The sequence below is a fragment of the Aminobacter sp. 01T433 genome (assembly GCF_056398585.1).
Genome location: NZ_JBFTPR010000012.1, coordinates 42226 through 65940 on the forward strand (window position 1 = coordinate 42226; position 23715 = coordinate 65940).

At 59.2% G+C, this 23715-nt stretch carries 28 protein-coding genes; 22 read left to right on the forward strand and 6 right to left on the reverse strand.

What is annotated here, in order from left to right:
- The first annotated feature begins 35 nt into the window (after positions 1–35).
- The 3 genes from AC1DLV_RS20165 to AC1DLV_RS20175 all read left to right on the forward strand — a co-directional run bounded on the left by AC1DLV_RS20165 (position 36) and on the right by AC1DLV_RS20175 (position 1936).
- Complete coding sequence (locus AC1DLV_RS20165) at positions 36–410, forward strand: Hpt domain-containing protein (protein WP_476801706.1); 375 nt, start codon at positions 36–38, stop codon at positions 408–410.
- Positions 411–503: 93 nt separating this feature from the next.
- Positions 504–824, forward strand: coding sequence for a 2Fe-2S iron-sulfur cluster-binding protein (locus AC1DLV_RS20170; protein ID WP_476801707.1), 321 nt, complete (start codon positions 504–506; stop codon positions 822–824).
- Between the two features lie 83 nt (positions 825–907).
- A complete protein-coding gene (locus tag AC1DLV_RS20175) occupies positions 908–1936 on the forward strand; it encodes an NAD(P)/FAD-dependent oxidoreductase (RefSeq protein ID WP_476801708.1) in 1029 nt (342 codons plus the stop codon).
- 13 nt (positions 1937–1949) lie between these two features.
- Here the strand turns inward: AC1DLV_RS20175 and AC1DLV_RS20180 are convergent, their stop codons facing one another.
- On the reverse strand, positions 1950–2564 hold the full coding sequence (locus AC1DLV_RS20180) for a DUF922 domain-containing Zn-dependent protease (protein WP_476801709.1): 615 nt from the start codon (positions 2562–2564) through the stop codon (positions 1950–1952).
- A gap of 152 nt (positions 2565–2716) precedes the next feature.
- Here AC1DLV_RS20180 and folP point away from each other — a divergent pair, with 152 nt between their 5' ends.
- From folP to folK, 3 genes are read left to right on the forward strand one after another with little or no spacing between them, the layout of a single operon-like run.
- Entirely contained in the window at positions 2717–3565 is an 849-nt protein-coding gene (gene folP, locus AC1DLV_RS20185) for a dihydropteroate synthase (protein ID WP_476801710.1), read from the forward strand.
- Positions 3566–3570: 5 nt separating this feature from the next.
- Entirely contained in the window at positions 3571–3930 is a 360-nt protein-coding gene (gene folB / locus AC1DLV_RS20190; RefSeq protein ID WP_476801711.1) for a dihydroneopterin aldolase, read from the forward strand.
- Positions 3914–4441, forward strand: a complete 528-nt coding sequence (folK, locus tag AC1DLV_RS20195) for a 2-amino-4-hydroxy-6-hydroxymethyldihydropteridine diphosphokinase (RefSeq protein WP_476801712.1) — start codon at positions 3914–3916, stop codon at positions 4439–4441. Before folB ends, folK begins: the two co-directional genes overlap by 17 nt.
- Here folK and AC1DLV_RS20200 read toward each other — a convergent pair.
- Together AC1DLV_RS20200 and AC1DLV_RS20205 are read right to left on the reverse strand one after the other, a co-directional pair.
- Positions 4438–5091 (reverse strand): hypothetical protein, encoded by a 654-nt coding sequence (locus AC1DLV_RS20200; protein WP_476801713.1) that lies wholly within the window; start codon positions 5089–5091, stop codon positions 4438–4440. The genes folK and AC1DLV_RS20200 overlap by 4 nt on opposite strands.
- Positions 5088–5387 (reverse strand): DUF3572 domain-containing protein, encoded by a 300-nt coding sequence (locus AC1DLV_RS20205; protein WP_476801714.1) that lies wholly within the window; start codon positions 5385–5387, stop codon positions 5088–5090. Before AC1DLV_RS20205 ends, AC1DLV_RS20200 begins: the two co-directional genes overlap by 4 nt.
- 212 nt (positions 5388–5599) lie before the next feature.
- On the opposite strand from AC1DLV_RS20205, the gene AC1DLV_RS20210 reads away from it, so the two are divergent.
- From AC1DLV_RS20210 to AC1DLV_RS20235, 6 genes are all read left to right on the forward strand, one after another.
- Positions 5600–5971: a response regulator gene (locus AC1DLV_RS20210; protein ID WP_476785764.1), complete on the forward strand. Its 372-nt coding sequence runs from the start codon at positions 5600–5602 to the stop codon at positions 5969–5971.
- 30 nt (positions 5972–6001) lie between these two features.
- Positions 6002–7375 carry a PleD family two-component system response regulator gene (locus tag AC1DLV_RS20215; RefSeq protein ID WP_476801715.1) on the forward strand — a complete coding sequence of 458 codons (1374 nt, stop codon included), beginning with the start codon at positions 6002–6004 and terminating at the stop codon, positions 7373–7375.
- A gap of 366 nt (positions 7376–7741) precedes the next feature.
- Positions 7742–8470 carry an esterase/lipase family protein gene (locus AC1DLV_RS20220; RefSeq protein ID WP_476801716.1) on the forward strand — a complete coding sequence of 243 codons (729 nt, stop codon included), beginning with the start codon at positions 7742–7744 and terminating at the stop codon, positions 8468–8470.
- 86 nt (positions 8471–8556) lie between these two features.
- Positions 8557–9846 (forward strand): alpha/beta hydrolase, encoded by a 1290-nt coding sequence (locus AC1DLV_RS20225; RefSeq protein WP_476801717.1) that lies wholly within the window; start codon positions 8557–8559, stop codon positions 9844–9846.
- Between the two features lie 216 nt (positions 9847–10062).
- Positions 10063–11211 carry a tyrosine-type recombinase/integrase gene (locus AC1DLV_RS20230; protein ID WP_476801718.1) on the forward strand — a complete coding sequence of 383 codons (1149 nt, stop codon included), beginning with the start codon at positions 10063–10065 and terminating at the stop codon, positions 11209–11211.
- 236 nt (positions 11212–11447) lie between these two features.
- Positions 11448–11657 (forward strand): helix-turn-helix transcriptional regulator, encoded by a 210-nt coding sequence (locus tag AC1DLV_RS20235; protein WP_476801719.1) that lies wholly within the window; start codon positions 11448–11450, stop codon positions 11655–11657.
- 21 nt (positions 11658–11678) lie between these two features.
- Here AC1DLV_RS20235 and AC1DLV_RS20240 read toward each other — a convergent pair whose 3' ends face one another.
- A complete protein-coding gene (locus AC1DLV_RS20240) occupies positions 11679–11885 on the reverse strand; it encodes a hypothetical protein (RefSeq protein WP_476801720.1) in 207 nt (68 codons plus the stop codon).
- 94 nt (positions 11886–11979) lie between these two features.
- Here AC1DLV_RS20240 and AC1DLV_RS20245 point away from each other — a divergent pair, with 94 nt between their 5' ends.
- From AC1DLV_RS20245 to AC1DLV_RS20255, 3 genes are all read left to right on the forward strand, one after another.
- Positions 11980–12384: a hypothetical protein gene (locus tag AC1DLV_RS20245; RefSeq protein WP_476801721.1), complete on the forward strand. Its 405-nt coding sequence runs from the start codon at positions 11980–11982 to the stop codon at positions 12382–12384.
- Between the two features lie 351 nt (positions 12385–12735).
- Positions 12736–13488, forward strand: coding sequence for a DUF7146 domain-containing protein (locus AC1DLV_RS20250; protein ID WP_476801722.1), 753 nt, complete (start codon positions 12736–12738; stop codon positions 13486–13488).
- Positions 13488–14675 (forward strand): AAA family ATPase, encoded by a 1188-nt coding sequence (locus AC1DLV_RS20255; protein WP_476836219.1) that lies wholly within the window; start codon positions 13488–13490, stop codon positions 14673–14675. Before AC1DLV_RS20250 ends, AC1DLV_RS20255 begins: the two co-directional genes overlap by 1 nt.
- A 341-nt stretch (positions 14676–15016) precedes the next feature.
- On the opposite strand, the gene AC1DLV_RS20260 is transcribed toward AC1DLV_RS20255, so the two are convergent.
- On the reverse strand, positions 15017–16009 hold the full coding sequence (locus tag AC1DLV_RS20260) for a hypothetical protein (RefSeq protein WP_476801724.1): 993 nt from the start codon (positions 16007–16009) through the stop codon (positions 15017–15019).
- A 480-nt stretch (positions 16010–16489) separates the two neighbouring features.
- Here AC1DLV_RS20260 and AC1DLV_RS20265 point away from each other — a divergent pair, with 480 nt between their 5' ends.
- Both AC1DLV_RS20265 and AC1DLV_RS20270 read left to right on the forward strand, forming a co-directional pair.
- A complete protein-coding gene (locus AC1DLV_RS20265) occupies positions 16490–16792 on the forward strand; it encodes a hypothetical protein (RefSeq protein ID WP_476801725.1) in 303 nt (100 codons plus the stop codon).
- Between the two features lie 108 nt (positions 16793–16900).
- Complete coding sequence (locus AC1DLV_RS20270) at positions 16901–18073, forward strand: hypothetical protein (RefSeq protein ID WP_476801726.1); 1173 nt, start codon at positions 16901–16903, stop codon at positions 18071–18073.
- 205 nt (positions 18074–18278) lie between these two features.
- On the opposite strand, the gene AC1DLV_RS20275 is transcribed toward AC1DLV_RS20270, so the two are convergent.
- Positions 18279–18530, reverse strand: a complete 252-nt coding sequence (locus AC1DLV_RS20275) for a GlsB/YeaQ/YmgE family stress response membrane protein (RefSeq protein WP_476801727.1) — start codon at positions 18528–18530, stop codon at positions 18279–18281.
- Between the two features lie 515 nt (positions 18531–19045).
- On the opposite strand from AC1DLV_RS20275, the gene AC1DLV_RS20280 reads away from it, so the two are divergent.
- From AC1DLV_RS20280 to AC1DLV_RS20300, 5 genes are all read left to right on the forward strand, one after another.
- The gene (locus tag AC1DLV_RS20280; protein ID WP_476836220.1) at positions 19046–19231 is read left to right on the forward strand and encodes a hypothetical protein; all 186 of its coding nucleotides are present in this window, start codon (positions 19046–19048) and stop codon (positions 19229–19231) included.
- 308 nt (positions 19232–19539) lie between these two features.
- Positions 19540–19929 (forward strand): hypothetical protein, encoded by a 390-nt coding sequence (locus AC1DLV_RS20285; RefSeq protein ID WP_476801729.1) that lies wholly within the window; start codon positions 19540–19542, stop codon positions 19927–19929.
- Positions 19895–21808: a terminase large subunit gene (locus tag AC1DLV_RS20290; protein ID WP_476801730.1), complete on the forward strand. Its 1914-nt coding sequence runs from the start codon at positions 19895–19897 to the stop codon at positions 21806–21808. Before AC1DLV_RS20285 ends, AC1DLV_RS20290 begins: the two co-directional genes overlap by 35 nt.
- Complete coding sequence (locus tag AC1DLV_RS20295; protein ID WP_476801731.1) at positions 21795–23063, forward strand: phage portal protein; 1269 nt, start codon at positions 21795–21797, stop codon at positions 23061–23063. Before AC1DLV_RS20290 ends, AC1DLV_RS20295 begins: the two co-directional genes overlap by 14 nt.
- Positions 23060–23683 carry an HK97 family phage prohead protease gene (locus AC1DLV_RS20300; RefSeq protein WP_476801732.1) on the forward strand — a complete coding sequence of 208 codons (624 nt, stop codon included), beginning with the start codon at positions 23060–23062 and terminating at the stop codon, positions 23681–23683. Before AC1DLV_RS20295 ends, AC1DLV_RS20300 begins: the two co-directional genes overlap by 4 nt.
- The last annotated feature ends 32 nt before the right edge of the window (positions 23684–23715 follow it).

Genomic DNA, 23715 nt, shown 5'->3' on the forward strand with positions numbered 1-23715 from the left:
TACCAACCCATGGGGGAGTGGCGAGGCAAGGGTGAATGGTAACGCGCGAAACCGGTTCCGTGGCTTTCGGGATGCCGGGAGGAGAATCTTCGGCCGCAGCACATGCCCGCCCGATCGACCTCGAACATCTGGCTCGGCAGACGATTGGTGATCGCGATGTCGAGCGCGAGGTGCTCGACATGTTCGTTCATCAGGCCTTTTCAGTTCGCGATGCGATCGTCACGGCGGACCTGGCAGAGCGCCTCAGGCTTTGCCACGCCCTCAAAGGGGCCGCGCGGGGCGTCGGTGCATTCCCGATTGCGGACTGTGTCGCCAAGATCGAGACGCATCCAGATGATGCCGGGTTGATAAGGCGGCTTGCCCGTTTGATCGACGAAGTGCGCGATTTCATCTCGGCGATCAGCCGCTAGATCGCAAACCCGACATCAGGCGACGCTTTCGCGCGGCAGTTGACTTGCTCGGTGGAGTGATTATCTGCCGGGTGACTTTTCTTAGGAACGAGCATGACCAAGCTGACCTACATCGCCCATGACGGCACGCGTTTCGAAGTCGAAGCCGAAAATGGTTCGACCGTGATGGAAAACGCCATCCGCAATGCGGTGCCTGGCATCGAGGCAGAGTGCGGTGGTGCCTGCGCCTGCGCGACGTGCCATGTCTATGTCGACGAAGCGTGGAGCGCGATCGTCGGCGAGCCAGAGGCGATGGAAGAAGACATGCTCGACTTCGCCTATGAGGTGCGCCCGAATTCGCGCCTGTCGTGCCAGATCAAGGTCAAGGACGAGCTCGACGGCCTCGTCGTCACCGTTCCGGAACGCCAGGGCTAAGCCTATCTGATCTGCGCCGCGCTTGGCATGGCGCACCATGTCATGCACATTCTCCATATGCATGCGTGAGCGGCGAGGCGGCTTTGAGCGACATCACCACTAGCGACGTCCTGATCATCGGTGCCGGCCCGATCGGCCTGTTTGCCGTGTTCGAACTTGGTCTGTTCGACATGCGCTGCCATCTGATCGACATTCTCGACCGGCCTGGTGGGCAGTGCGCCGAGCTTTATCCGGAAAAGCCGATCTACGACATTCCAGGCTATCCTTCGATCGGCGCGCAAGAGCTGGTCTACAAGCTTCTGCAGCAGATCGCTCCCTTCAAGCCGGATTTCACCTTCAACCGCATGGTCACGGCACTGGAGCGGCTGGAAGACGGCGGTTTCCGCGTTACCACCGATGAAAATGAGGTTTTCGAGGCCAAGGTGGTGGTGATTGCGGCTGGCGGCGGCTCGTTCCAGCCCAAGCGCCCGCCGATCCCCGGGATCGAGGCCTTTGAGAAATCAAGCGTTCGCTATGCAGTCCGGCGCATGGAAGAATTGCGCGGCCATGATGTGGTGGTGGTTGGCGGCGGGGATTCCGCTTTGGACTGGACGCTCAACCTGCAACCCATCGCGCGGCGTGTCACGCTTGTCCATCGCAGGCCGGAGTTCCGGGCAGCACCAGACAGCGTCAACAAGATGCATGCGCTTCGTGATGCCGGCGCCATCGATCTGGTGATCGGGCAAGTGTCGGCGCTTTCAGGCGAGGACGGTGAGCTTCGCGCAATCACGGTCAAGGGTGCGGAAGGCGATGTCGAGGTTTCGTGCACGCGGCTGTTGCCGTTCTTCGGGCTGACGATGAAGCTCGGACCGGTGGCCGACTGGGGCCTCAATCTTCACGAGAACCAGATTCCGGTCGATACGGAAAAATTCGAGACATCGGCGCCGGGTATCTTCGCCATCGGCGACATCAATTGGTATCCGGGCAAGCTGAAGCTGATCCTGTCGGGCTTTCACGAAGCGGCCCTGATGGCCCAGGCGGCCAAGCACATCATCAGCCCCAAGGAGCGCATCGTTTTCCAGTACACGACGTCGTCGACCAGCCTGCACAAGAAGCTCGGCGTTCCCGACTAAAGGGAGCCGCTGGTCAGCTTCTGATCTTGCCGGCGTCGATCCGCTCCAGGCGATAGCGCAGCAGCCGGATGATGCGGCTCTCAAAATTGATGCCTTCGATGCGGTCGAACTCTTCTTGCGCGCGATCATGGTCGGTGAGAATCCGGTTGCTCGTCGCTTTCGCCTTGGCAGCCGCGATGTCGCACGACTTCTGCTTGCCGATCGCCTTCAGCGCGTTTTCGAGCTCGCGGGCATGATTCTTGGCAATCACCACGTGGCTTTCCTCGTGGCGCTTGATGTCGGCCGATAGCGTGTTCCAGATCAACTTGACGTCCTGGGGCGTCTTGCCGCTCTGGCGCCAGCGCGGCAAGATCACCTTGGCCTTGACGGTGACCTGGGCCGACACGATCGCACAGCCACCTTTGACCTCGGCATAACCGATGCGGCTGGTGAACTCCATTTGCGTCGCGCCTGGATGCCGGCCGCCGGTGCTCTTGACCTCTGGGCCGCGTGTCATCAGCTGATGTTCGATCTCGTCGAGCGTCTTACCGGTGATGGTGAAATAGCTGTAGGATTTCGAAACGGTTGCCGCCTGGGCGGGCAGGCAGATGCCTCCGGCAAGCAAGGCAGCGAGGAAGAGATGCTTCATTGTGTTGCCTCTTGGCCGACCTTGCGTTAGGGGCGATGGCGGCGCATGGAAAATGCATTGTGCCGCAGAAATGACCGTGCAGCGAGTTGACGCTGCAAGCGTTGATATTTCGTGACGTGGTCTGTCCTCTGGAATTCTTTTGTGGCGACGGCATGACCGACAAACGATGGCAATTGGCGCATGGGCGCCATATCGACCTCGCCGACAGGGCGCTTGTGATGGGCATCCTCAACGTCACGCCTGACAGTTTTTCCGATGGTGGCGCGTTCATTGCGCCCGAGCTCGCGCTTGAGCAGGCCCGCCGCATGGTTGCCGAAGGTGCCGTGATCGTCGATGTCGGCGGTGAATCGACACGGCCAGGAGCCGCACCCGTTTCCGCCACTGAAGAGCAGGATCGCGTGCTGCCGATTATCGCAGCACTTGCCAAGTCGAGCGATGCTCTGATTTCGGTCGATACCTATCGCGAGGAGACGGCGCGGCTTGCCATTGGCGCCGGGGCGCATATCGTCAACGACGTCTGGGGCCTGCAACGCGAACCCGGTATCGCCAAGGTTGCCGCCGAAACCGGGGCAGGGCTCGTCATCATGCACACCGGCCGCGATCGCGATAAACTGCCCGACGTGATCGACGACCAGTTTCTTTTCCTGCGCCGCTCGCTTGAGATCGCCGCCGAAGCTGGCGTGAGCGACGCGCAGATCATGCTCGATCCGGGTTTTGGCTTCGCCAAGGATGCGGATGAAAATCTCGACCTCATGGCGCGGTTCTCTGAGCTTTCCGAGCTCGGTTATCCGCTGCTCGCTGGAACGTCGCGCAAGCGCTTCGTGGGCCACGTCACCGGGCGTGACGCTGCCGAGCGTGATGCCGGGACGGCGGCGACGAGCGTCATACTCCGCATGCAGGGCGCGCATATATTTCGCGTCCATAATGTCGCAATCAACGTGGACGCGCTGGCATTCGCCGATGCTATGCTGGCGCGCCAGACCAACCTGCCGGGACGCTGACCCAGATGTACCTTATCCGTATGAAAAACTGCGCCTTCTTTGCCCGGCACGGCGTGCTTGACGAGGAAGAAACGCTCGGCCAGCGATTTTACGTCGATGCCGAGCTGACGGTCGATCCGACGCGTCCTTTGGAGGACGACTCGATAGTTAGCACTGTCGATTACGGTGTTGCCTTCGAAGTCATCGAAAGGATCATCACCGGGGAACGGCGCTTTCTGATCGAAGCATTGGCGCAGGAATGCGGCCGGGCACTCGCGCAGCGCTTCCCACAGATCAAAAAGGCAGAGATCACCGTTCGCAAGCCCAATGCACCGGTGCGCGGGGTCCTGGATTACGTAGAGGTGACCGTTGTCTGGCCTGAGTGAGGAGCGAGCCTTTCTCAGCCTCGGCGGCAATCTTGGTGATCCGACGAAATCGATGGCTGCGGCACTGCATCTGCTCGACGCCAGCGGCAGCACGCGTGTGGTTGCGGTCTCCTCGCTTCACCGTACGCCGCCATGGGGCAAGGTCGATCAGCCCGATTTCCTGAATGTCACCGCGGAGGTCGCGACCTCGCTGGCGCCGCTCGAGCTGCTGGATTTGTGCCTTGAGGTCGAACGCAGGCTCAAGCGCGTACGCGTCGAGCGCTGGGGGCCGCGTCTCATCGACATTGACGTGCTGTTGCTCGGCAACAGCAATGTCAGCGATGTCGGGCTGGAAATCCCGCACCCGCGCATGCTCGACCGAGCGTTCGTGATGGTGCCTTTGGCCGAAATCGCACCAGATCTGATGCTTGCGGGCAAGTCGGCGACCGAATGGGCCGCAGCGCTTGATAGCGCCGGTATCGAAAGGCTCGATTCCGGCCGCGACTGGTGGCGCAACCTGGGCGAATATTAAAGCCCGAGAGCCGCGGCGATCTTCGGCGCGGCTTCCGCCCAATCATCTGCAATGACGATGCCGTCCGGCATGGGGGGCAGCAGCAGCCGCATCTCGCGATAAGACATCAGGTTGAATAGATGCGCGTCGACAACCGCATCACGCACCGAAACGAGGTTGTGCGGAATGTCGTCGACAAAGGCGACCTGACGGCCGCTTTCACCCCTCAACTGGCTGAGTGCCGGTCCCTTCGCCGCTTCCGTGGTCAAGAGCGGATAGGGGAAGCCAAGCTCGTCGAGATGCAGCCGCCTGACGTCGCGATGGCGATGCGGCATCGCCGTCAGCATCACGACCTCGGCATGGCCAGCCAGCTCGGCCACGGCCTCGGCGGCACCCATTGCCGCTGTCTGCCATTCGCGCTGGGCGTGGAAAAAGCCGTCGAGCAGGGCAGATACCGCGGCTTGTTCAAGCGGAACCTGGGTCTTTTGGTCGACGATGTTGCCGGTCAGACGGAATGACTTTGCCAGGAATACCAGTCCCTGCGCGTCGAGGAAACGCATGAAGGGAACCATGAACTCCAGCAACACCTCGTCAACGTCGAGCACCAGTAGCGGGCGTGTGTCGCGGGCAAGCTCGGCGATCTGGCGTGCGGTTTCTGGGTCCTCGCTCATGCCGAACGCTCGTGATCGTCGTCGCCAAGTGGAAGCGCGCGCGCGGCGCTGCTGACGTCGCCCGGCGCAATTCCGGTTTCTTGCGAAAACCGCAGCAGCGTCGGCTCATGGGCGAGGATGAACTGCAGGACGCCGGCGAGGAAGCCGGGTTCTTGCGCCGCACGGCGGATATGCTGGGCTTCGATGCCGGTGATGGCCAGGAAACGCGGCAGAAGCTCGGGGTCGGATGCGACGAAAGCCAGGGCCTGAATGGCCAGAGCCTGAGCGTTCTCTTGCGACTGCTGGTTCTTTTGCATCGGATTTCCGCTTTGTTCCACCTGCCTCGGGAGTAGCCGCTAGCGGCTCTCGCGGCAACGGATAAAGCAGCTGCGCAACGATCCGTGATTTGGCAGGGGCGTTTTACGTTTCGTAATGTTCTTGAGTTAACGTCGGATTCGGGGTTGGTGTGCGCGTCGGGTGCGCATGATGATTGCCGCCGAGACGCGGTGTGCAATCGAGGCGGAATGCTATGGCTAAGAAAGTGATGATCGTCGAGGACAACGAGCTCAATATGAAGCTCTTTCGCGACCTCATCGAAGCAAGCGGCTATGAGACCGTGCGCACGCGCAACGGCTTGGAGGCGCTTGACCTTGCCCGTACGCACAGGCCCGACCTCATCTTGATGGACATCCAGCTGCCGGAGGTTTCGGGTCTGGAAGTCACCAAATGGCTGAAGGAGGACGACGACCTCCACACGATCCCGGTTATCGCTGTCACCGCTTTTGCCATGAAAGGCGACGAGGAGCGGATCAGGCAGGGTGGTTGCGAAGCCTACATTTCCAAGCCGATCTCGGTGCCGCGCTTCATCGAGACGATCAAATCCTATCTGGGCGATGCCTGATGTGCTCGCCGTCTCGCTCGAGGTACTAGCATGACCGCGCGCATCCTCGTCGTTGACGACATTCCGGCCAATGTGAAGCTGCTCGAAGTCAGGCTGCTTGCCGAATATTTCGAGGTGCTGACCGCCTTCAACGGTCCCGACGCCATTGCCGCCTGCGAGGACGGCAAGGTCGATGTCGTCCTGCTCGACGTGATGATGCCCGGCATGGACGGCTTTGAGGTTTGCCGCCGCCTGAAGGCCGATCCAGCCACAGCTCACATTCCCGTCGTGATGGTCACGGCACTCGACCATGTCACCGATCGTGTGCGCGGGCTCGATGTCGGTGCGGACGATTTCCTCACCAAGCCGGTCAACGACCTGCAGCTGATCACGCGGGTGAAAAGCCTGGTCCGCCTCAAGGTTCTGACCGATGAGCTGCGCCTGCGCGCCTCGACCACCCACAGCATCGGCGTGGATGAGCTTCTGGCTCGGCGCGACCTGCTGCAAGGCGCTCTGCCGAAGGTGTTGTTGATCGACGAGATGACGTCGTCAGCGGCTCACATCTGCGCGCTGCTCGATGGTGCAGCCGAGGCGCATATCGCCGGCGATCCGCAATCCGGGATCTTTAACGCAGCCGAAGGCACCTATGAGTGCGTTATCGTGTCGACCGGGTTTTCGGAGTTCGATCCGTTGCGGCTGTGCTCGCAGCTGCGCTCGCTCGACCGCACGCGCTCGCTGCCGATCGTGCTGCTGGTCAACAAGGGCGAGGATGAGCTCATCATTCGCGGCCTCGAACTCGGCATCAACGACTATCTGGTGCGTCCGCTCGATCGGCAGGAATTGATTGCACGGCTGCGCACCCAGGTGCGCCGCAAGCGCTACAACGAAGAGCTCAGGCAGAGCGTCAGCCAGACCATCGAAATGGCGGTGACGGACGGCCTGACGGGGCTGCACAACCGGCGTTATCTCGACAGCCACCTGCCGCGCCTTGTCGAGCGCGCTGCCGCGCGTCGCAGGCCGCTGTCGCTCATGATCACCGATCTCGACCGCTTCAAGCGGATCAACGATACCTTTGGTCATGACGGCGGCGACGAGGTGCTGCGCGAATTCGCGCGGCGCCTGAAGAAAAGCGTTCGCGGCATTGATCTGGCTTGCAGATTTGGCGGCGAAGAGTTCGTCATTGTAATGCCGGACACTGAGGCAGCCCTTGCCGAAATGGTTGCCGAGCGCATCCGCGCGGAGGTCGCAAAGACGCCTTTTGGCATCGGCGGTGCCGAGATGGGGGTGTCGGTGACGGTCAGCGTCGGCGTGTCGTCGCTCTGGCCAGAAGGCGATACGGTCTCCGGGCTGATGAAGCGCGCGGACCTCGCGCTCTACGATGCCAAGACACGTGGTCGCAACCGTGTGGTTGCGCGCGCTGCCTGACCGTGAGTCGCGTTGTGCTACTCCATGAGGTTAAGCTAAATTATTTACCTTAACCCAAGTGACTGGGTAGCCGTGGTTAAGAAAGTGTTGATCTTCAAGCAATCTTGGGCGACTGTGGAGCGGAGAAGAAGGACGGGCGTCGGCACGAGGAGCACAGGCCGGAAAGCCCAATTGATACCCCATGATGCTCAGGTCCGCCGCATCTCCTGGGTCCGTGGGGTCGGCCGGCCGGCACTGGCACATAGTGGCCTCCTCGTACCGCTGCCAGACGCCGACCGGCCCCCTTATCTCTCTTTAAACCAAATCAATTTCCTGCCGTAGTTTCACCAGCTTGAGACATCCGGAGGATTCGGATTAGCTGGGTTCATGCGTCTTTTAGCGACACTTCTGTTTCTGCTGTTTTCTCCAGCCGCCTTCGCGCAGGAATGCGTTGTGTTGCTGCACGGCCTGTCCCGCAGCGACACGTCCTTTCTCCTGATGGAAGAGACATTGGGCGCCTTCGACTATGCCGTCGTCAACGACACCTATCCTTCGACCGAAGCCCCGATCGACAAGCTTATCGCTTACGTCGATGCATCTGTGGCGAAATGCGGGAAGGCCAGTAAAGTCAATTTCGTGACCCATTCGATGGGCGGCATACTGGTGCGGGCCTGGCTGATGCGGAACCGCCCCGAAAATCTTGGCCGCGTCGTCATGCTCGGGCCGCCTAATCACGGCTCCGAAGTGGTGGATACGTTCGGGAGCCTCAGGCTCTTCGAAATGGTCAACGGTCCAGCAGGGGTCCAGCTCGGTACCGGGCCCGACAGTCTTCCCAACAAGCTTGATGCTGCCGACTATGAGCTTGGCATCATCGCCGGCGACCGCTCGATCAATCCGATCCTGTCGGGCATGTTCAAAGGCCCGAATGACGGCAAGGTTTCGGTCGCAAGCACCAGGCTTGAGGGCATGCAAGACCACATCGTCCTGCCAACAACGCACACCTTCATGATGAACAATCCGCTGGTGATCGCGCAGACGCTGAACTTCCTCCGCCATGGACGGTTCGATCACGACCTGACGCTTCGTGAATTGTTGCGTCGCGTGTTTGGAAACTGAACCCGTTGGTGCTGCCCATCCGCAGCACTGAGGCCGCGTAACACGTCCGGATGGGCCTTTGTTCACGAAGGGCTCAAGGAGAAATCATGCTTCGCTATGTTGCCATCTTTGCCTTGATTGCCGCGGTGGCCACCGTTGCGATGTCGTTTTACCAGCCGCCCATGCGCCTGATGCCGGCACCGGCTGTGTTCGTTGATGGCCAGTCGAACGCCTTTTCAGCCAACTCGTCTTTGACGCCCGATCCCCGGATCGAGCTGTTTTATGCCACCAATCGGCTGCCGGTCGGTCCCCGCGACAGCCGCCTTTATGCAGTCGTGCCCGGTCGCGACCTTCATACTGGGGTGGCTACGGTGCGCATTGGTGAGGAGGGCACGACCTGGGACAAGATCTACGCGTGGTCCACCGGCGCCAGCGAGGATCGGCGGCCATTCCTGCATCTTGAAAACATGAATGAGCAAGCCACGATCGAAGATGTCGATCCGTTGTCGCCTGAAGCCAAGGCATGGTTCGCGCAGATCAACGAAGCGCTCAAGAACAGCCGCGACAAGGATATCATCGTCTACGTGCACGGTGCCAACACGACGGTCGAGCGCGCTGCCGGCCAAGCTGCACAGCTTCACCATTTCACCGGGCGCAATTCGGTGGTGGTGCTGTTTGTCTGGCCCACGGCCGAGAATTTCCTGCGCTATTCCAGGGACATGGTAACCGCCTTTGGCGCTGCACCGCATCTGGCAAAGCTGGTCGAGCTGTTGTCGCAAAATACCGACGCCAGGAATGTCAACGTCTTCACCTATAGCGCCGGTGCCACCGTGGGCAGCGATGCCCTGGCGATCGTTGGTCGCGATGCGCAGCAGCCGGGAGTGCAAGCCACGCGGCTCGGCGAAGTCTATCACGCCGCACCGGATGCCGATTTCCGCGGGTTCGTCGACGATATGCGCGACTATGCCGGCATGGCCGAGCGGGTGACGGTGGCGGTCAATCTGAATGACAGCGCGCTCAGGCTGTCGCAGGTGATCAACCGTGCCTCGCGGGCCGGTCGGCCGGATATGAGGGAACTGGATCCCGAAGCGTCGCGCTGGCTGCTGGGCGCAACCAAATCATATGGTCTCGAACTGCTGCGGGTGCGGCCCGAAAACATACCCGGCCTGTCGAACCGTTCGCATACGTTCTGGTACGACGATCCGTGGGTGAGCAGCGACGTGCTGATCACCTTGCTCTTCCACCTGCCAGCCAGCGAACGCGGATTGGGCGCCGGCGAAGCGCCTGCCGGGTCCCACTATTGGACGTTCACGCCGGACTATCCCGACCAACTGGCAAAGGTGATGGCGCGGCTGCGGCAGCAAGGTCAGGTGCCGGCAGCCACCACGGCTCCTTAAGGGCGAGTCGCAACGCGTTCGGTGCCGCCGGCCAAAAGAATCAAGGCAAACAAAAACGCCGCCCGATGGGCGGATTTGACCTAAACAAATTCAATAGTTTAGTTTCTTGAAGTAGCCAAGATCAATGAGTTAGATTGACCGTATCACCCATTCTATCCATAGTAACAACCAATGCCGTTATGAAACGGGTTATGGTAGGGATGATCTGCCACGGTTATGATAAACAAGCTTACTGACGCAAAAGTTCGGGCACTGTCCAAGGCCGGAATCTATGGCGACGGCGCCGGTCTATGGCTCCGCGTACATCCTGGAGGCACCAAGTCGTGGGTGTTCGTCTATATCAGGAATCGGGTCCGGCGAGAACTGGGCCTTGGTGGCGTTGCGGGTATCGCTCCAGTGTCCCTTGCCGCTGCGCGTCGGAAGGCAAACGATCTGCGTCAGGCTCTGGCGGACGGCCTCGACCCGTATGCTGAACGAGCGGCGCGGAAATCGCATGCAGCCACGTTCGGCGAGGTTGCTGCTCGATATCTCGATGAGGCGGGCGATTGGTCCGTGAAGACAGAGAAGGAATGGCGACTCCATTTGTTCGATCACGCCGGTAAGCTCAGCAAGGTGGCGATCGATGCGGTCAACACCGAACTAATTGAGGATGTGCTGCGGCCCATATGGGCGAAGCGGCCATCCACTGGTCAGCGCGTGCGAGGGAAGATCGAGTCGGTACTGGACTACGCCACCGCAAAGCGCCTCCGAAGCGGCGAGAACCCGGCGCGGTGGTCGGGTCACCTTGAGCACGTCCTGACCGCCGCCGGTCGCGTTACCGGCGCGAACCACGCAGCGCTGGCGTACAAGGCGGTTCCTGCCTTCCTCTCCGAGCTTGGCGATACGACTGATGAGCAATGCCTCAAGTTTATTGTTCTCACAGCTGTCCGGACGAGTGAGGCGCGGGAGGCTGTCTGGTCGGAGATCGACATCGCTGCAGCCACCTGGACAATACCAGGCGAGCGCACGAAGACAGGCAGGGAGCTTGTCGTGCCGCTCGCGCTGCAGGTGGTCAACCTTCTGAATGCGAGGGATTCCCTGTCCAAATTTGTATTCGAAGGCGCACGCAAAGACCGACCGCTCGGCAATGCTGCCATGCGAATTGCCCTTACCGCAAAAAGGCCGGGGTCGACTGTTCACGGATTCAGAAGTGCTTTTTCCGATTGGGCAGGGGAGGAGACGCAGTACCCACGGGAGATCATCGAGTGGTCGCTAGGGCATCAGGTCGGCAATGCCGTCGAACGTGCATATCGGCGAGGGGACGCGTTGCAAAAACGTAGGGAATTGATGACTGATTGGGCCAACCACTGCGGTGGTAAAAAATAACTATACGGCAACCTTGACCATACCGCCCGAGGCGCCTTTTATGTATCAGGTGCGCGAATGCACTTTTGGGCCTGAGGCCAAAGCAGCGGGTTACCCCGCCGGGTAGTTGCCCCGAGACGGCAACGGCGCTTGAGCGTCAGTCAACCCCAGCGCCCGGCTTAAATGCCGGATTCTTCACCCGACAATCAACCTATTCGAACTGCGTCCGGATTTCGTCCGGCGCCGAGGAGAACACCATGATTCCCGGCAACGACAATCAGCCACGGCTGGTTTCGCTGAACGATGCCTGTGGCATGACTAGTATGTCGCGCTCGATGCTCAACAAATACCGCGCCGAGGGACGCTTCCCTGTTGCGGTTCTGCTTGGCGACCGCCGCGTGGCGTTCGTGCGCCAAGAGGTTCAAGCGTGGATCGAGCAGCGCATTGCACGGAGGGCAGCAGCATGAGCATCACTCTCTCAATGACAATCAAAGCAACCCGCGCCGCCTAGCATCCTGCAGGTTCAGCAGGTCGACCAAGTCGTCGGCCTGCTTCTCCTCAAGCCAAACCTGGTCCATGCCGTTCACCTTTGCGGGCTTGCCGGTGAAGATATCGAACACGGTCCAGGTACCCTTGAAGGGGCCGCCGTACTCTTTGCGCAGATCGTACCGCGCCTCGCTTGCGGGCAGTGCCATGTGCCACCTCCATAGGAGTAGCAATGAACAGTCATACCACCAATTCAGCCGCCACCTACTACAATTCTCCCTCGACCCTCGTAGCGAGGGCAGCATGACATTCAAACCAACTTTCAACTTCAAAGTGTATCGCGTCTCGGCCGTCGATATTACCGAAGGCGCCGATGAACTGGTGCGGATCACTGTGTCGGCAACCCGCGTCAAGCGGCCCGGAAAGGTGGAAACCTTCGACTTTCTCAATGGGAACGAACGTCGCTCGAGTACGTCTGATCGATTTCAAAGGTTGCTAGCGGTGCTCGGCGTCCGCTTCAATATTGAGAACACTGGCGAAATGGTTGGACGCTATTTTGCCGTTAGGGACGGCGGGGGCATCCCCGACCACTTTGCTACGCTCGAATACGTTTCGGCCTGTCTGCAGGCCGACCGTGAAAGACATTTTCGCGTGCAAGAATATTTGGCCGAATGCGCGGCAGAAGAAGCTGCTGACATGGCAGCTTAGGTAGCAAAATGCACATCCTCAACATTCGGCCGGCGCCGCCTGGCGCCGGCGGGCGGACTGTTGCGTTTTTCGATGCACAAGTTTCGCAAGATATTCGCCTAACAAACCTTCGCCTGGTGCAAAGCGACCGCGGCTGGCGCGTTCATTCCCCTATGGCGTTCGGGTGCAACACGGCAACCTTCGCCCCCGAACTCGTGCGCCATCTTACAGACGCTGCCCTTTCTGCTCTCGGAGATAATCCCCGCCATGGAAGTAACAACTAAGCAGGCCGCCAGACTTTTGGGTGGTGAAATGGCCGGACGCAACCATGTCCTTTGTCCTGGCCCAGGTCACAGCCGCAAGGACCGTTCCTTGAGCGTCACCTTTACCGGCAACGGTTTCCTCGCACACAGTTTCGCCGGCGACGATTTCAGAGCATGCCGCGACCACGTCAAGGCCATGCTCGGCCTTGCCGATGAGCGGCGCCCGATACCGTTCAACGACAACCTGCCTTCTGTCGACGTTGCCGCGCTGGCAGATGAGCGCGTGCGGATCCTTCGCGGAATGCGGATCTGGTCGGAGGCCATTCCGATCGCCGGCACTCTCGCCGAGAAGTATTTGGTGTCGCGCGGCCTTGCCTATGTCGGTGAAGCTCTTCGCTTTCACCCGTCCTGTCCGTTTAGACAGGAGCGTCACCCAGCAATGGTCGCCTTAATGACAGACGCCGCAACTGGCGAGCATAGAGGTGTCCACCGGACGGCTCTGCTGCCTGATGGTAGCGGTAAGGCCGAACCCGGCAAGATGATGCTCGGTGCCGCAAAGGGTGCTGTCGTGCGCCTGACGCCGGATGAGGATGTATCCGCGGCGCTTGCGCTAGCTGAAGGCATCGAGACCGCTTTGGCCACTGGTTTTCAACCTATTTGGGCGTGCATGACAGCTGGGAACGTTCGCGATTTCCCAGTGCTGTCCGGGGTCGATCACCTATCTATCTGGGCTGATGCAGATGTGGCTGGCGTCGACGCAGCAAACGCGGCTGGCGAACGCTGGCATGCTGCCGGGCGTGAGGTCGTCATCACCACTCCCAATGCTCCGGGATTTGATTTCGCGGATCGGATAGCCGCGTAATGGCCAAGCTGAACATTACCAAAAGCGAGCCAGGTGAGCCGTTTAAGCCAGCGTCGGTTCCTTCTGCTGCGAATGACAACAAACCCGCACCATGGCCAGGAATTGTCTCAAGCGGTGACCTTATAGCCAGCTTCACGCCGCCGGATTATGCCATCGACGGCATAGTGCAGACGGGCTTCCTCTATTCGCTGACGGCCCCGACTGGGACAGGAAAAACGGCAATCCTGTTGAAGTTGGCGTCACTGGCTGCAAGGGGGAAGCCCCTTGGCGAGCGTGAGGTGAGGAAAGGTCGCGTTGTCTACTTCGCTGGCGAAAACCCCGCCGACGTGACGATGCGTTGGATCGCGGAGGCGTACCATACCGGCTTCGATGGTACGACGATCGATGTTCATTTCGTACCGGGTACGTTCGATATCTCTGGGCTGTTCAAGGAAGTTGATACTGCAGTTGAACGGCTCGGCGGCGTTGATTTGATCATTGTTGACACGTCCGCCGCCTATTTCCTTGGGGCAGACGAGAACGCCAACGCTGAGATGGGAAAGCACGCCCGAGTCCTCCGGAGCCTAACAACTCTGCCCGGGTCGCCTTGCGTGCTTGTCGCCTGTCACCCAACCAAAAATGCGGCGCAGGACAATCTTTTGCCACGCGGTGGAGGCGCGTTCATCGCTGAGGTCGACGGCAATCTCGTTGCGTTTCGGGTCGGGGACACCTCCGTCAAGCTGCATTGGCAGGGCAAACACCGCGGCCCAGATTTTGAGCCTGTGATGTTCGACCTGTCGACCGTGACCGCTCCGGCATTGCGCGACAGCAGGGGGCGGGACATCCCGACTGTAATAGCGACGGTCATTTCCTCGGGAGAGGTTGGAAAAAGGAGGGCAGCAGAAAGAAGGGATGAAGATGACCTGCTCGTTGAGATTGATCTCAATGGCAAGCGGTCGCTTTCCGATTTTGCCGACGCACTTAACTGGATGGGAGAGGACGGAAAACCCAACAAGCGTCGCGCGGCAGGCGCGAGCGAAAAGCTCAAAAGGACGAAGCTCGTCGAGTATGTGGAACGAGTCGGCTGGAAGCTGACCAGACATGGCATCGAGGCGGTATCTGAGGTCAGGGCAGACCGTCACAGGGAGCATCAGGCAGCCTCAACGGCTGCGGGATTTGTCGCAAAGAATCGGCCGTGGGGAGGTTAAATCCAGCGTCTGCGAGCCGTCCCGACCGCCGTCCCAGATGCGGGACGATAGGCTTCAGCAACGCGCTCAAAAAACCGCCCGTCCCAGAAATCGTCCCGGTCGTCCCGTGTCACCCTTCAAAAGGCAAAAATATTAACAAAATCAATGCGTACGGATGGGACGGCTTTAGTGCAAAAACAGTTTTGGTGTGGGGGGACTTTAGTCCCCACCACTGTCGTCCGTCCCGGTCATATTCCTTAGTACGGGACGGCGGGACGGTACGGATTTCCAATGGCCAGTTTAGGAGAGCGATATGAGCCTCGCCCCCCGCGCATGCGCAGCTTTGTAGCGAGTATTCAGATCTAAAGTGTCCGCCGAATGCCCGAAATCTTGTCCCTCGCGAGAGCAACGTAGGCAAGCCATTTAAGCTGGTTTGACTGTTTTTTCCTACGTCTTGACTCAATAATAGTTGCAATTACAGAGGACGGTGGAAGTAGATCTAGAGTGAGGCCTTTAAAAATTTCTATCGATAATTCTTTCAAGTTCGGAGCTGATACTGCCTTCCGCAACGAAGATTCGGTGAATTCGCGAACACGTGCTGATACATCGCGCTCTATCTCGCGAACTTCTTGATTGTCGAGTCGACTGTCCACATCGGTCAGCCATCGACGGAAGTTGATTAAAAGATCATCATTGCGAAGGTCCTCGACGACAGGATGGTATGGGCCGCGAGCACCGATTATGTCGTAGATACTAGTAACGCATATTACCTTTTCGGCTATTTCCAGCCGCCGTCTTGATTGTTTTTCTTCGGTACGGTCTGTTTCGCCGATAGGAGCTGTGAGCATGGCGTCGGTCATCCCGTTAAGGGCTATCTCTAGATCTAAATGTTCGAAGCGCTCAAGGGTAGCCAAGTCAAATGCCAAATTGTGAGGAGCCAGGCTTGCTGTAGTAGAAGCCCCAAACAGTGATTTCTCTGTACTGTGATAATCAACAGTTCCGACCCTCGGGTGGTATTCCTTAAGGCCGTCCAACCAATCTCGATCGAAAACATCTCCTAGTCCGTGACCCGTATTGTGGAATTGGTGTCCTCTGGCTTCAATAGACGCTGTTATTTCATCGTCAATCCATTCCGGATTGTCGGGGTGATTCAAGAATTTGACGTAGGGTAGTTTTCTCATCCGGCGAGGACATACGGTCGCATTTGCAAAGTATATCTCATCGTAGAATAGGAGTAGTCCCATTGATCCGTATAGGATGGGCTCGGGGGTAGTTGGGTTCCCCCTCTTGTCAGTTTTCGCCGACGAGTAATCGTATGCAATCGGACTGCTTAGTCCAACATAGGCTCTCTTCAAGATTGTCGCACTCCTCCGCTAGCGAATTGAAGTTGTATACATCAATGACAAGTACTTGCGCTACGATGTCGAGGCCTAGACATGTTGCCGAACGCGATACAGCGCGGCGAGGTTGTGAGGGCAAAAGCCAAGACGAAAAAACCGCAAAATGGCTGGACGTGCCGACAGGTCTTTTCGCCGCCGGAATGGGTGAATTCCGAGCCGGAATGAAGAGGGCCGGCTGATGTTTCCAGTTGCGAATGATTCGCAACACCGTTCCCAAGACGCTCTGGGAACGGGTTTCGTTCCCACGGGAATGGAAAACTCAACAAAAACAAAGACATAACGTTCCCGTTCCCAGCGTTCCCAAGAAGTCTGGGAACGGGGTAAGCCATTGAAATCGTTGCCGTTCCGACGTTCCCAACATTTACCCTCTTACAGAGGGGAAGGCGCTGGGAACGCCATCCCCCGAACACGTAGTACCAGATGAGGGACATCAACATGACCATATGGTCGGCCACAGAACTGCGGATCACGTACGCGCAGGCTGAATTCATGTTCATCGGCCGCGCAGCGCACTGGTCGCAACCAATGGCGCAACGCACCGAAGACAGCCTATGCCGTCGAAAGATGCTTGGCTGGCGTCTGAACGCCGGGAAATGGGGGTTGTGCCCGACGGCGAAAGGAAAGGCAGCACTCAAGCAGTGGGAGGAGAAGCGTGCCCACAACGATAATTCCAAGAAGGAAGTTGAAGAAGCGGAAGATGGCAACACTTTATTTTCGAAGGTTCCTTGTCGGAAGTAGGTCTGCCGCCTTTTATGTCATGAGCGCGGCACTGTCCGCCAATAACAAGCCGCAAAGGCAAACCATCGGCCATTGGCCGGCACCAGGTCCACGGGAACTCTGCACCCTATGACATCTGCAAAAACCGCTTCGGCGGACGGTCGCTCCGCGGCCAATGAGAACAACCCTATCCGCCTCCTACGGAAGAACATCGCCACCGGCATTCCCGAGCACCACCCACGCCTGAAACCTGGACATTCCTACAGGACGACCACCAGATTTCAGCGAGACACTGCTGGCTGCTTCCTGCGAGAAGTTAACAGACAGCAGCAGGCCGCTGCTGACGTGATGGTCGAGGTAGCACCCAACCGATTTTTGAATGAAGCAAGCACGCGAACGCTCGGCTTCATAGGTGGTCATCGGTCCCATGCGCGTGCTGCGGACGCGAAGATCGAGAGTTATCTCGTCCCGAGTCCGCACGAGAAAGACGAGCCTTTCGACAAGTCGACCACGCCAGAAGAGCGTGCGGCAGGTCGCGAGCGGGCAAGGCAGAAAGCAGAGGAAGAACGAAAGGCAATTCGACGAATGGCTAGACGTATCAAGAAACGGCAGGACATCGGCGACCCTGATTGCAGACCGAGCGAGAATGAGGATTTCCCGCTTTTAGCTGTCCTTCGCCGTGACAGGCGCGACGATCTGATTGTGGCAGTGCTGGCCTATCGTCAACTGGTCGCCCTGTGCGAGTCCGAACCGCTCAAGGGGCAGGCTTATGGGGATGGCAGTGCAAACGGCATGGCGGTTGAGCGGCGCAGCGTCCTGCGTGATGGCGTGAAAGAAGTCGACGCTGCTGCTGCCAATGGCTTCGAGGGGAAGTCGGTTCCAGGCGGCGAGATCAAATATCGGTCGGAGATCAAGAGAAGCAAAGGAACTTACGACACCCCGGCCAAGCGTGCCCTCCCGGCAAGTGTGGCAAATGATGGCGATCCTATCGTCGGGCGGACACAAAGCCTGCATACCAAGCTCAGCGCAGACACACTGGCCGACTATATCGACAAGAAGCCCGTGCTGACCAAAATCAGGGCGGCTCTTGGCGGGTTGCAGGATCCGCTGGAAGACGCTGTGCTTGGTGGCAGGACGATGCAGAGGATTGGCGAGGATGAAGGCTTTAGCGGCTCTGCTGCGGCATCAGCAGGCAAGGCACTCGTTTATCGCGGGCTCGTCATTCTCGAGGGGTTCCTTGGGTCACAAAAATACAAGCCTGCAAATGATAACTATTTGATTGAAAACAGGAAAATCGCGTGAATTGGAGTAATCCCGTCCCAAGTTCGTAAGGGTGGGAAGGACTATTCAATGACAGGCCCGCGCAAGCGGGCCTTTTTCTTGAGACCATGCGTCTCCCCGGTCTACGGCCGGGTAACTATCGCCCCTTGCGCGTCCCTCCACGCTGCGTCGGGTGATTAGCGGCGACCTCCTGGCCTCGGCTGGTTGAGGTCGCCGCATCTAGGAACTAGCGTTTGATGGCGCGAGCAATGGCTATGAGAATGCAAGCGCCAATGAAGCCGGCAATTAAGTAGCCTAGCCAGCCACCAAGGCCGATGCCTACAAGGCCGAGTAGAAAGTTGGCCAGTACCGCCCCGACGATGCCGAGAACGATATTCATGAGGAGACCCATATTGCTCTTCATGAACATCTCTGCGAGCCAACCCGCGATGCCGCCAACAATGATAGCGGCGATCCAACCTACCTGTGCGTCTTCCATTTGTACCCTCGTGTGGCGGTAATTCGCCTGGGCAGAAATGCACGCACTGCTCGATTTGTTCCTTGAGAAACCGGTACCCTTCCACGACGTTGAGCCCTGAGGCCTATGATTGCCAAAACCGAGCTCGCTTCATTCGGTAGCCAGGCTGTTCGCTGCCTCCCGTCTTTTCAACGTTCGTCGGATTGTCGCGCGGTGGGTTCTGTTTGTCCGAGTGGCTAACCTTTTCGTTAGTTTCATCGACAGGCGCTGTGTTCCGACGTTTGGCTCTATCATTCGGGTCGCGATAGTTTCGCGCCGGCTTGCGTTCGCTAATTCCATCTTCGTTCTGCATGTTGATCTCCTACCGCTACAGAGACAACACTGCGGTACAGCGTAAGGTTCCAACGACCATGGCACGTCAGCCAGACCACCGTTCAGCCGAAGCTGCCACCTACCGTAGATTATATAAGACTGCCCGCTGGCAGCGTATTCGCGAATACCAGCTTGCAATGCAGCCCCTTTGCGAGCGCTGCTTGATGATGGAGGTCGTGGAGCCGGCGACCGTGGTGCACCATGCAGAAGGCGGCCATAAGGGCGACGAGGAAAAATTCTGGTCTGGCCCGTTTGAGTCTCTGTGCAAGCCGCACCACGACAGCGATGGGAAGCGTGAGGATCTCGGTCAGACCGTGATCCGTTTCGGGGCCGACGGCTACCCCATCTAGCCACGCAACATTGTTGCGTGAAACATCAATGTTTCACAGGGGGGCTGGGTCGGATCCTTTCGATCGCCTCCATGCCCGGACCGTGAGGGCAGCATCGCGCGCGCATCCGCAATTCAAATGTTGGGGTTAAGGCGCTGCGCCGGGCCACATGATGCCCGCAACCAGGGCCAGGTTCAGCAGGACAATTAGCGATGAACAGTAGATCGCAGCTTTGCTGATGTCGGTCATGCTCGACTCCCTTGTGGGGTGAGCGAGCCAGTATCCGGCGGCAAATATAAATAAGAGATTACTAATTTAAGGATTTCCCCATGGCTAGGCCGAGAAATCCCCTCGGCAAGGCCAAGGTCGAGGGGCGAGACAAGAAGGATCCGCAGCGGTTCAAGGCAAGGAAAGAGCCCAAGGACAGCGTTCCACTGGGTTCGCCGCCGAAGTGGTTGAATGACACGGACACGAGCAAGGCCAAGTCCGCTTGGCTGCTGTTTCAGAAGGAAATTCCTTGGCTGAACAGTTCGCACCGGATGTTGGTTGCTCTAGCCGCGAACATTCAGGGCCGCCTGATGGCCAATCAGGACGTCGGTGTTCAGAGCATGAACCTCCTCCGCCAATGTCTGGGCCAGATGGGCGCCACGCCGGCTGATGCCAGCAAAATTACGGTGCCAGATGATGAGGACGACAAAGACGACCTCCTCGACGGCTGAGGTCGCGCTTGGGCGTGTCAGTGCATACGCGCAAGCGGTACTGGACGGCGTAGAAATTGCCGGACCTCATGTGCGGAACGCTTGCCGTCGGCATTTTGCCGACCTGGAGCGCGGGCTCGAGCGTGGACTGTGCTGGGACGACGACGCCGCGAACCGCGTATTTCGGTTCTTTGAGGAGCGGCTTCGCCTCAGCGAAGGTCAGTTTGACGGCAAGCCTTTCAAGCTCCATCCGTCACAGGCATTCAAGCTCGGTTCTATCTTCGGGTGGAAGAACGCGCACGGTACGCGCCGATTTCGCACGGTCTACATCGAGGAAGGCAAGGGCAACGGTAAATCGCCGTTCGCCGGCGGCGTTGGGCTTTATGGACTAATCGCAGACAAAGAATCCGGCGCGCAGATCTATGCGGCTGCAGCCAAGAAAGACCAGGCCCAGATCCTGTTTCAGGATGCCTGCAAGATGGTGCGTCAGGCTCCGGCTCTAAACGCTCGGCTGAAGTTCAGCGGCGGCTTGGGCAAGGAGTTCAACGTTGCTCACCACCGGTCGGGTTCGTTCTTTCGGCCGATCTCGAAAGAGGCCGGCAAGACCGGTTCCGGGCCGCGTCCGCACTTCGCGCTATGCGACGAGGTGCATGAGCATCCTGACCGCAGCATCATGGAAATGCTGCAGCGCGGCTTCAAGTTTCGTCAGAATCCGCTGCTTTTGATGATTACGAACAGCGGTTCGGATCGAAACAGCGTTTGCTGGGAAGAGCGGGAGCGAGCGGTCAAGGTTTTGGCCGGCACTCAGACGCCAGACGAAGAATTCACCTTCGTTGGCGAGACATGGGAGGGCAGCGACAGCGTCTTTGCCTACGTCTGCGCTCTGGACAAGGGCGACGATCCGATGACGGATCCGTCGTGCTGGGCAAAGGCAAACCCGCTGCTCGGTACGATCCTGACGCATGACTATCTTGCCGGCGTTGTTGCCGAGGCGCGCGACGTACCGGGCAAACTCAACAACGTCCTTCGCCTGCACTTTTGTGTTTGGACGGACGCCGACAAGGCGTGGATGCCACGCGCCACCGTCGACAAGGTGATGTCCGAATGGGACTTGCCCGAAGACGGGCCGCTTTATCTCGGCGTCGACCTGTCAGGCACCAAGGACATGACAGTCGTTGCCTGCGTCCAGCCTACGGGCTTCAAGACGGTTACGCGCGAGGATGGCGAAACAGCCGATCTGCCGACATATGACGCGTGGATTGAAGCATGGACGCCTGGCGACACGCTTGCAGCCCGCGTTACGGCCGACAAGCAGCCCTATGACGTGTGGGTGCGCGAAGGCCATCTAAACGCGCCTGAGGGGCCTCGCATCCGCTTCGATATCGTCGCGGCGCGGGTGGCTGAACTGGATCGCCTCTACGACATCCAGTCGATCGCCTACGACAACTATGCCTATGCCGCGTTCAAAGACGAACTCGACATCTTCGGCGTGACTGCCGAGCAGCTTCCGCACCCTCAAGGCGGCAAGGTGAGGGCGAGGCCGTCCGAAGAGAAGATCGAGGCGGCGAAGGCTGCCGGCGAGAAGCCCCCGTTGGGGCTGTGGATGCCTGGCTCAGTAACCGAGCTCGAAAACCTCATCATCGACGGCCGCATAAGGCTCCGGTCCAATCCGGCGCTGATGACTGCGCTGATGGGTTCGACGTTTAACCACCCGCCAGATCCACACGGCAATCGCTGGTTCGTCAAAACGCGAGCCTCTGTTCGCATCGACGCGGCTGTTGCCCTGGCAATGGCGATTGGTGCTGCGGCTGACAAGCCGACGCAGACGACGCCGACATCCCCATGGGACGACCCAGAATTTAGCCTGACGAAAATTGGAGCCAAGAATGTGGCCATTTAGCCGGGCTGAACCGGAGCAAACTGCCGAAAACCGAGCGGCAACGATCGAAAACCCCACGATTCCGGTGAGCGCCGAGAATTTCTTGTCGTTCTTCGGAGTCAACGGCGCGAACCTACCAAGCGTCACCATTGATAAGGCGCTGACGGTTCCCGCCGTGTGGGCGGCGGTCGCTTTCATGTCTCGGACACTGGCGGCAATCCCGCGACACGCATACCGCGACACCAAAGAGGGCGCGAAGCGGGCAGGCGGCAAGCTTGAAACCGTTGTGAACATTGCACCCAACGACGCAACGGGCTCGTTCAAATTCTGGCAGCACTTTTGGCAACAGGTCTTCACCGGTGGCCGCGGCCTGGCCTGGATCGAACGAACGCCCCAAGGCATTGACGCGCTATGGGCGCTTGACCCGAAGAAGACGTCGGTCAAGCGCACAGGCGGTCGAGTGACCTACCATTCGGAAGGCAAGACCTACCCGGCTACCGACGTGATCGACATCCCGTTCATGCTGCAGTCGGACGGATTGAGCCACTACGGCCCGATCAATATGGCGACGAAGGCTATTCAGCTTGCCCTCGCTATGAACGACTACGGCAGCAACTTCTTCGCGGGCGGTGGTGTTCCGCCGCTAGCACTGGTTGGCCCGTTGCCTGCCGGCCCTGACGCCATGAAGCGTGCGCTGGCTGACGTTACCGCGGCGATCGACAACGCCAAGGCTACCGGCAAGCCGATTACGCCGATCCCTGGTGGCTATGAGTTGAAGCCTGTCGGTTTCGACCCGTCCAAAGGCCAGATGATTGAGGCGCGGCGCTTTCAGGTCGAGGAAATCTCGCGCACCTACCAACTGCCGCCGGTGTTTCTGCAGGACTTATCGCGAGCCACGTTCAGCAACGCCGAGCAACAGGATCTGCACCTCGTAAAGCACCTCATCGGCCAATGGGCGAAGGCGCTGGAGGACGAATTGAACCTGAAGCTGTTTGGGCGGGGCGGGACGAACCGCTACATCGAGCACAATCTCGACGGTCTCATGCGGGGCGACTTCAAGAGCCGCATCGACGGTATCGCGCGCGCCATTCAGGCCGGCTTCCTGACTCCGAACGAGGGGCGAGGGCTGGAGAACCGCGGCAACCACAAGAACGCGGCGGCTGACGAACTGTTCATGCAGGGAGCTACGGTGGTGCTGGGAAGCCAGCCCACCGAGACCAAGCCCCAACCAGCGAACGACAACATTCCCGACGATGATGAGGCTGACGCCGCATGACGACTAACGTAGAAAAGCGCGCATCCGGCCTTGGTGTCGAGGTGCGCGCAGACAGCGACAAGCGAACGCTTGTTGGCTACGCCGCGAAGTTCGACCGATTGGCGGACATCGGCGGTTACTTCCAAGAGAAGATTGCTCCCGGCGCATTCGCCGATGCAATCACAGGCGACATCCGTGCCTTGGTCGACCACGACCCTGGCCGCGTGATCGGCCGCAGCAAGTCCGGCACGCTTCGCCTAGCGGAGGACGGTACCGGGCTTCGTGTCGAAATCGACGTGCCTGACACGAGCGACGGCAACGACCTGTGGGTCTTGGTCGAGCGCGGTGACATCAGCGGCATGAGCTTCGGCTTCCGCGTCACCAAGGAGACTTGGGACGAAACCGGCGAGACCCCAGTCCGAACCATTCACAAGCTTGAACTCCACGAAGTTTCGGCGGTTGCCTGGCCGGCATACGAAGACACCACGATCGGCCTGCGCTCGCTCGAGGCGGCTCGGGATGGTGCTGGCAAAGACGCCGAAAAGCGCGCCGCAGATGCTGCCGCTGCCGCAAGGCGGGTAGCCGAGAAGCGCGCCGCAATGGAACAGCGAATTCGGGGCATCCGGCAGGACGCCACGTAGTCAGCCTCAACGGCTGTAGTCACCCGGCGCTG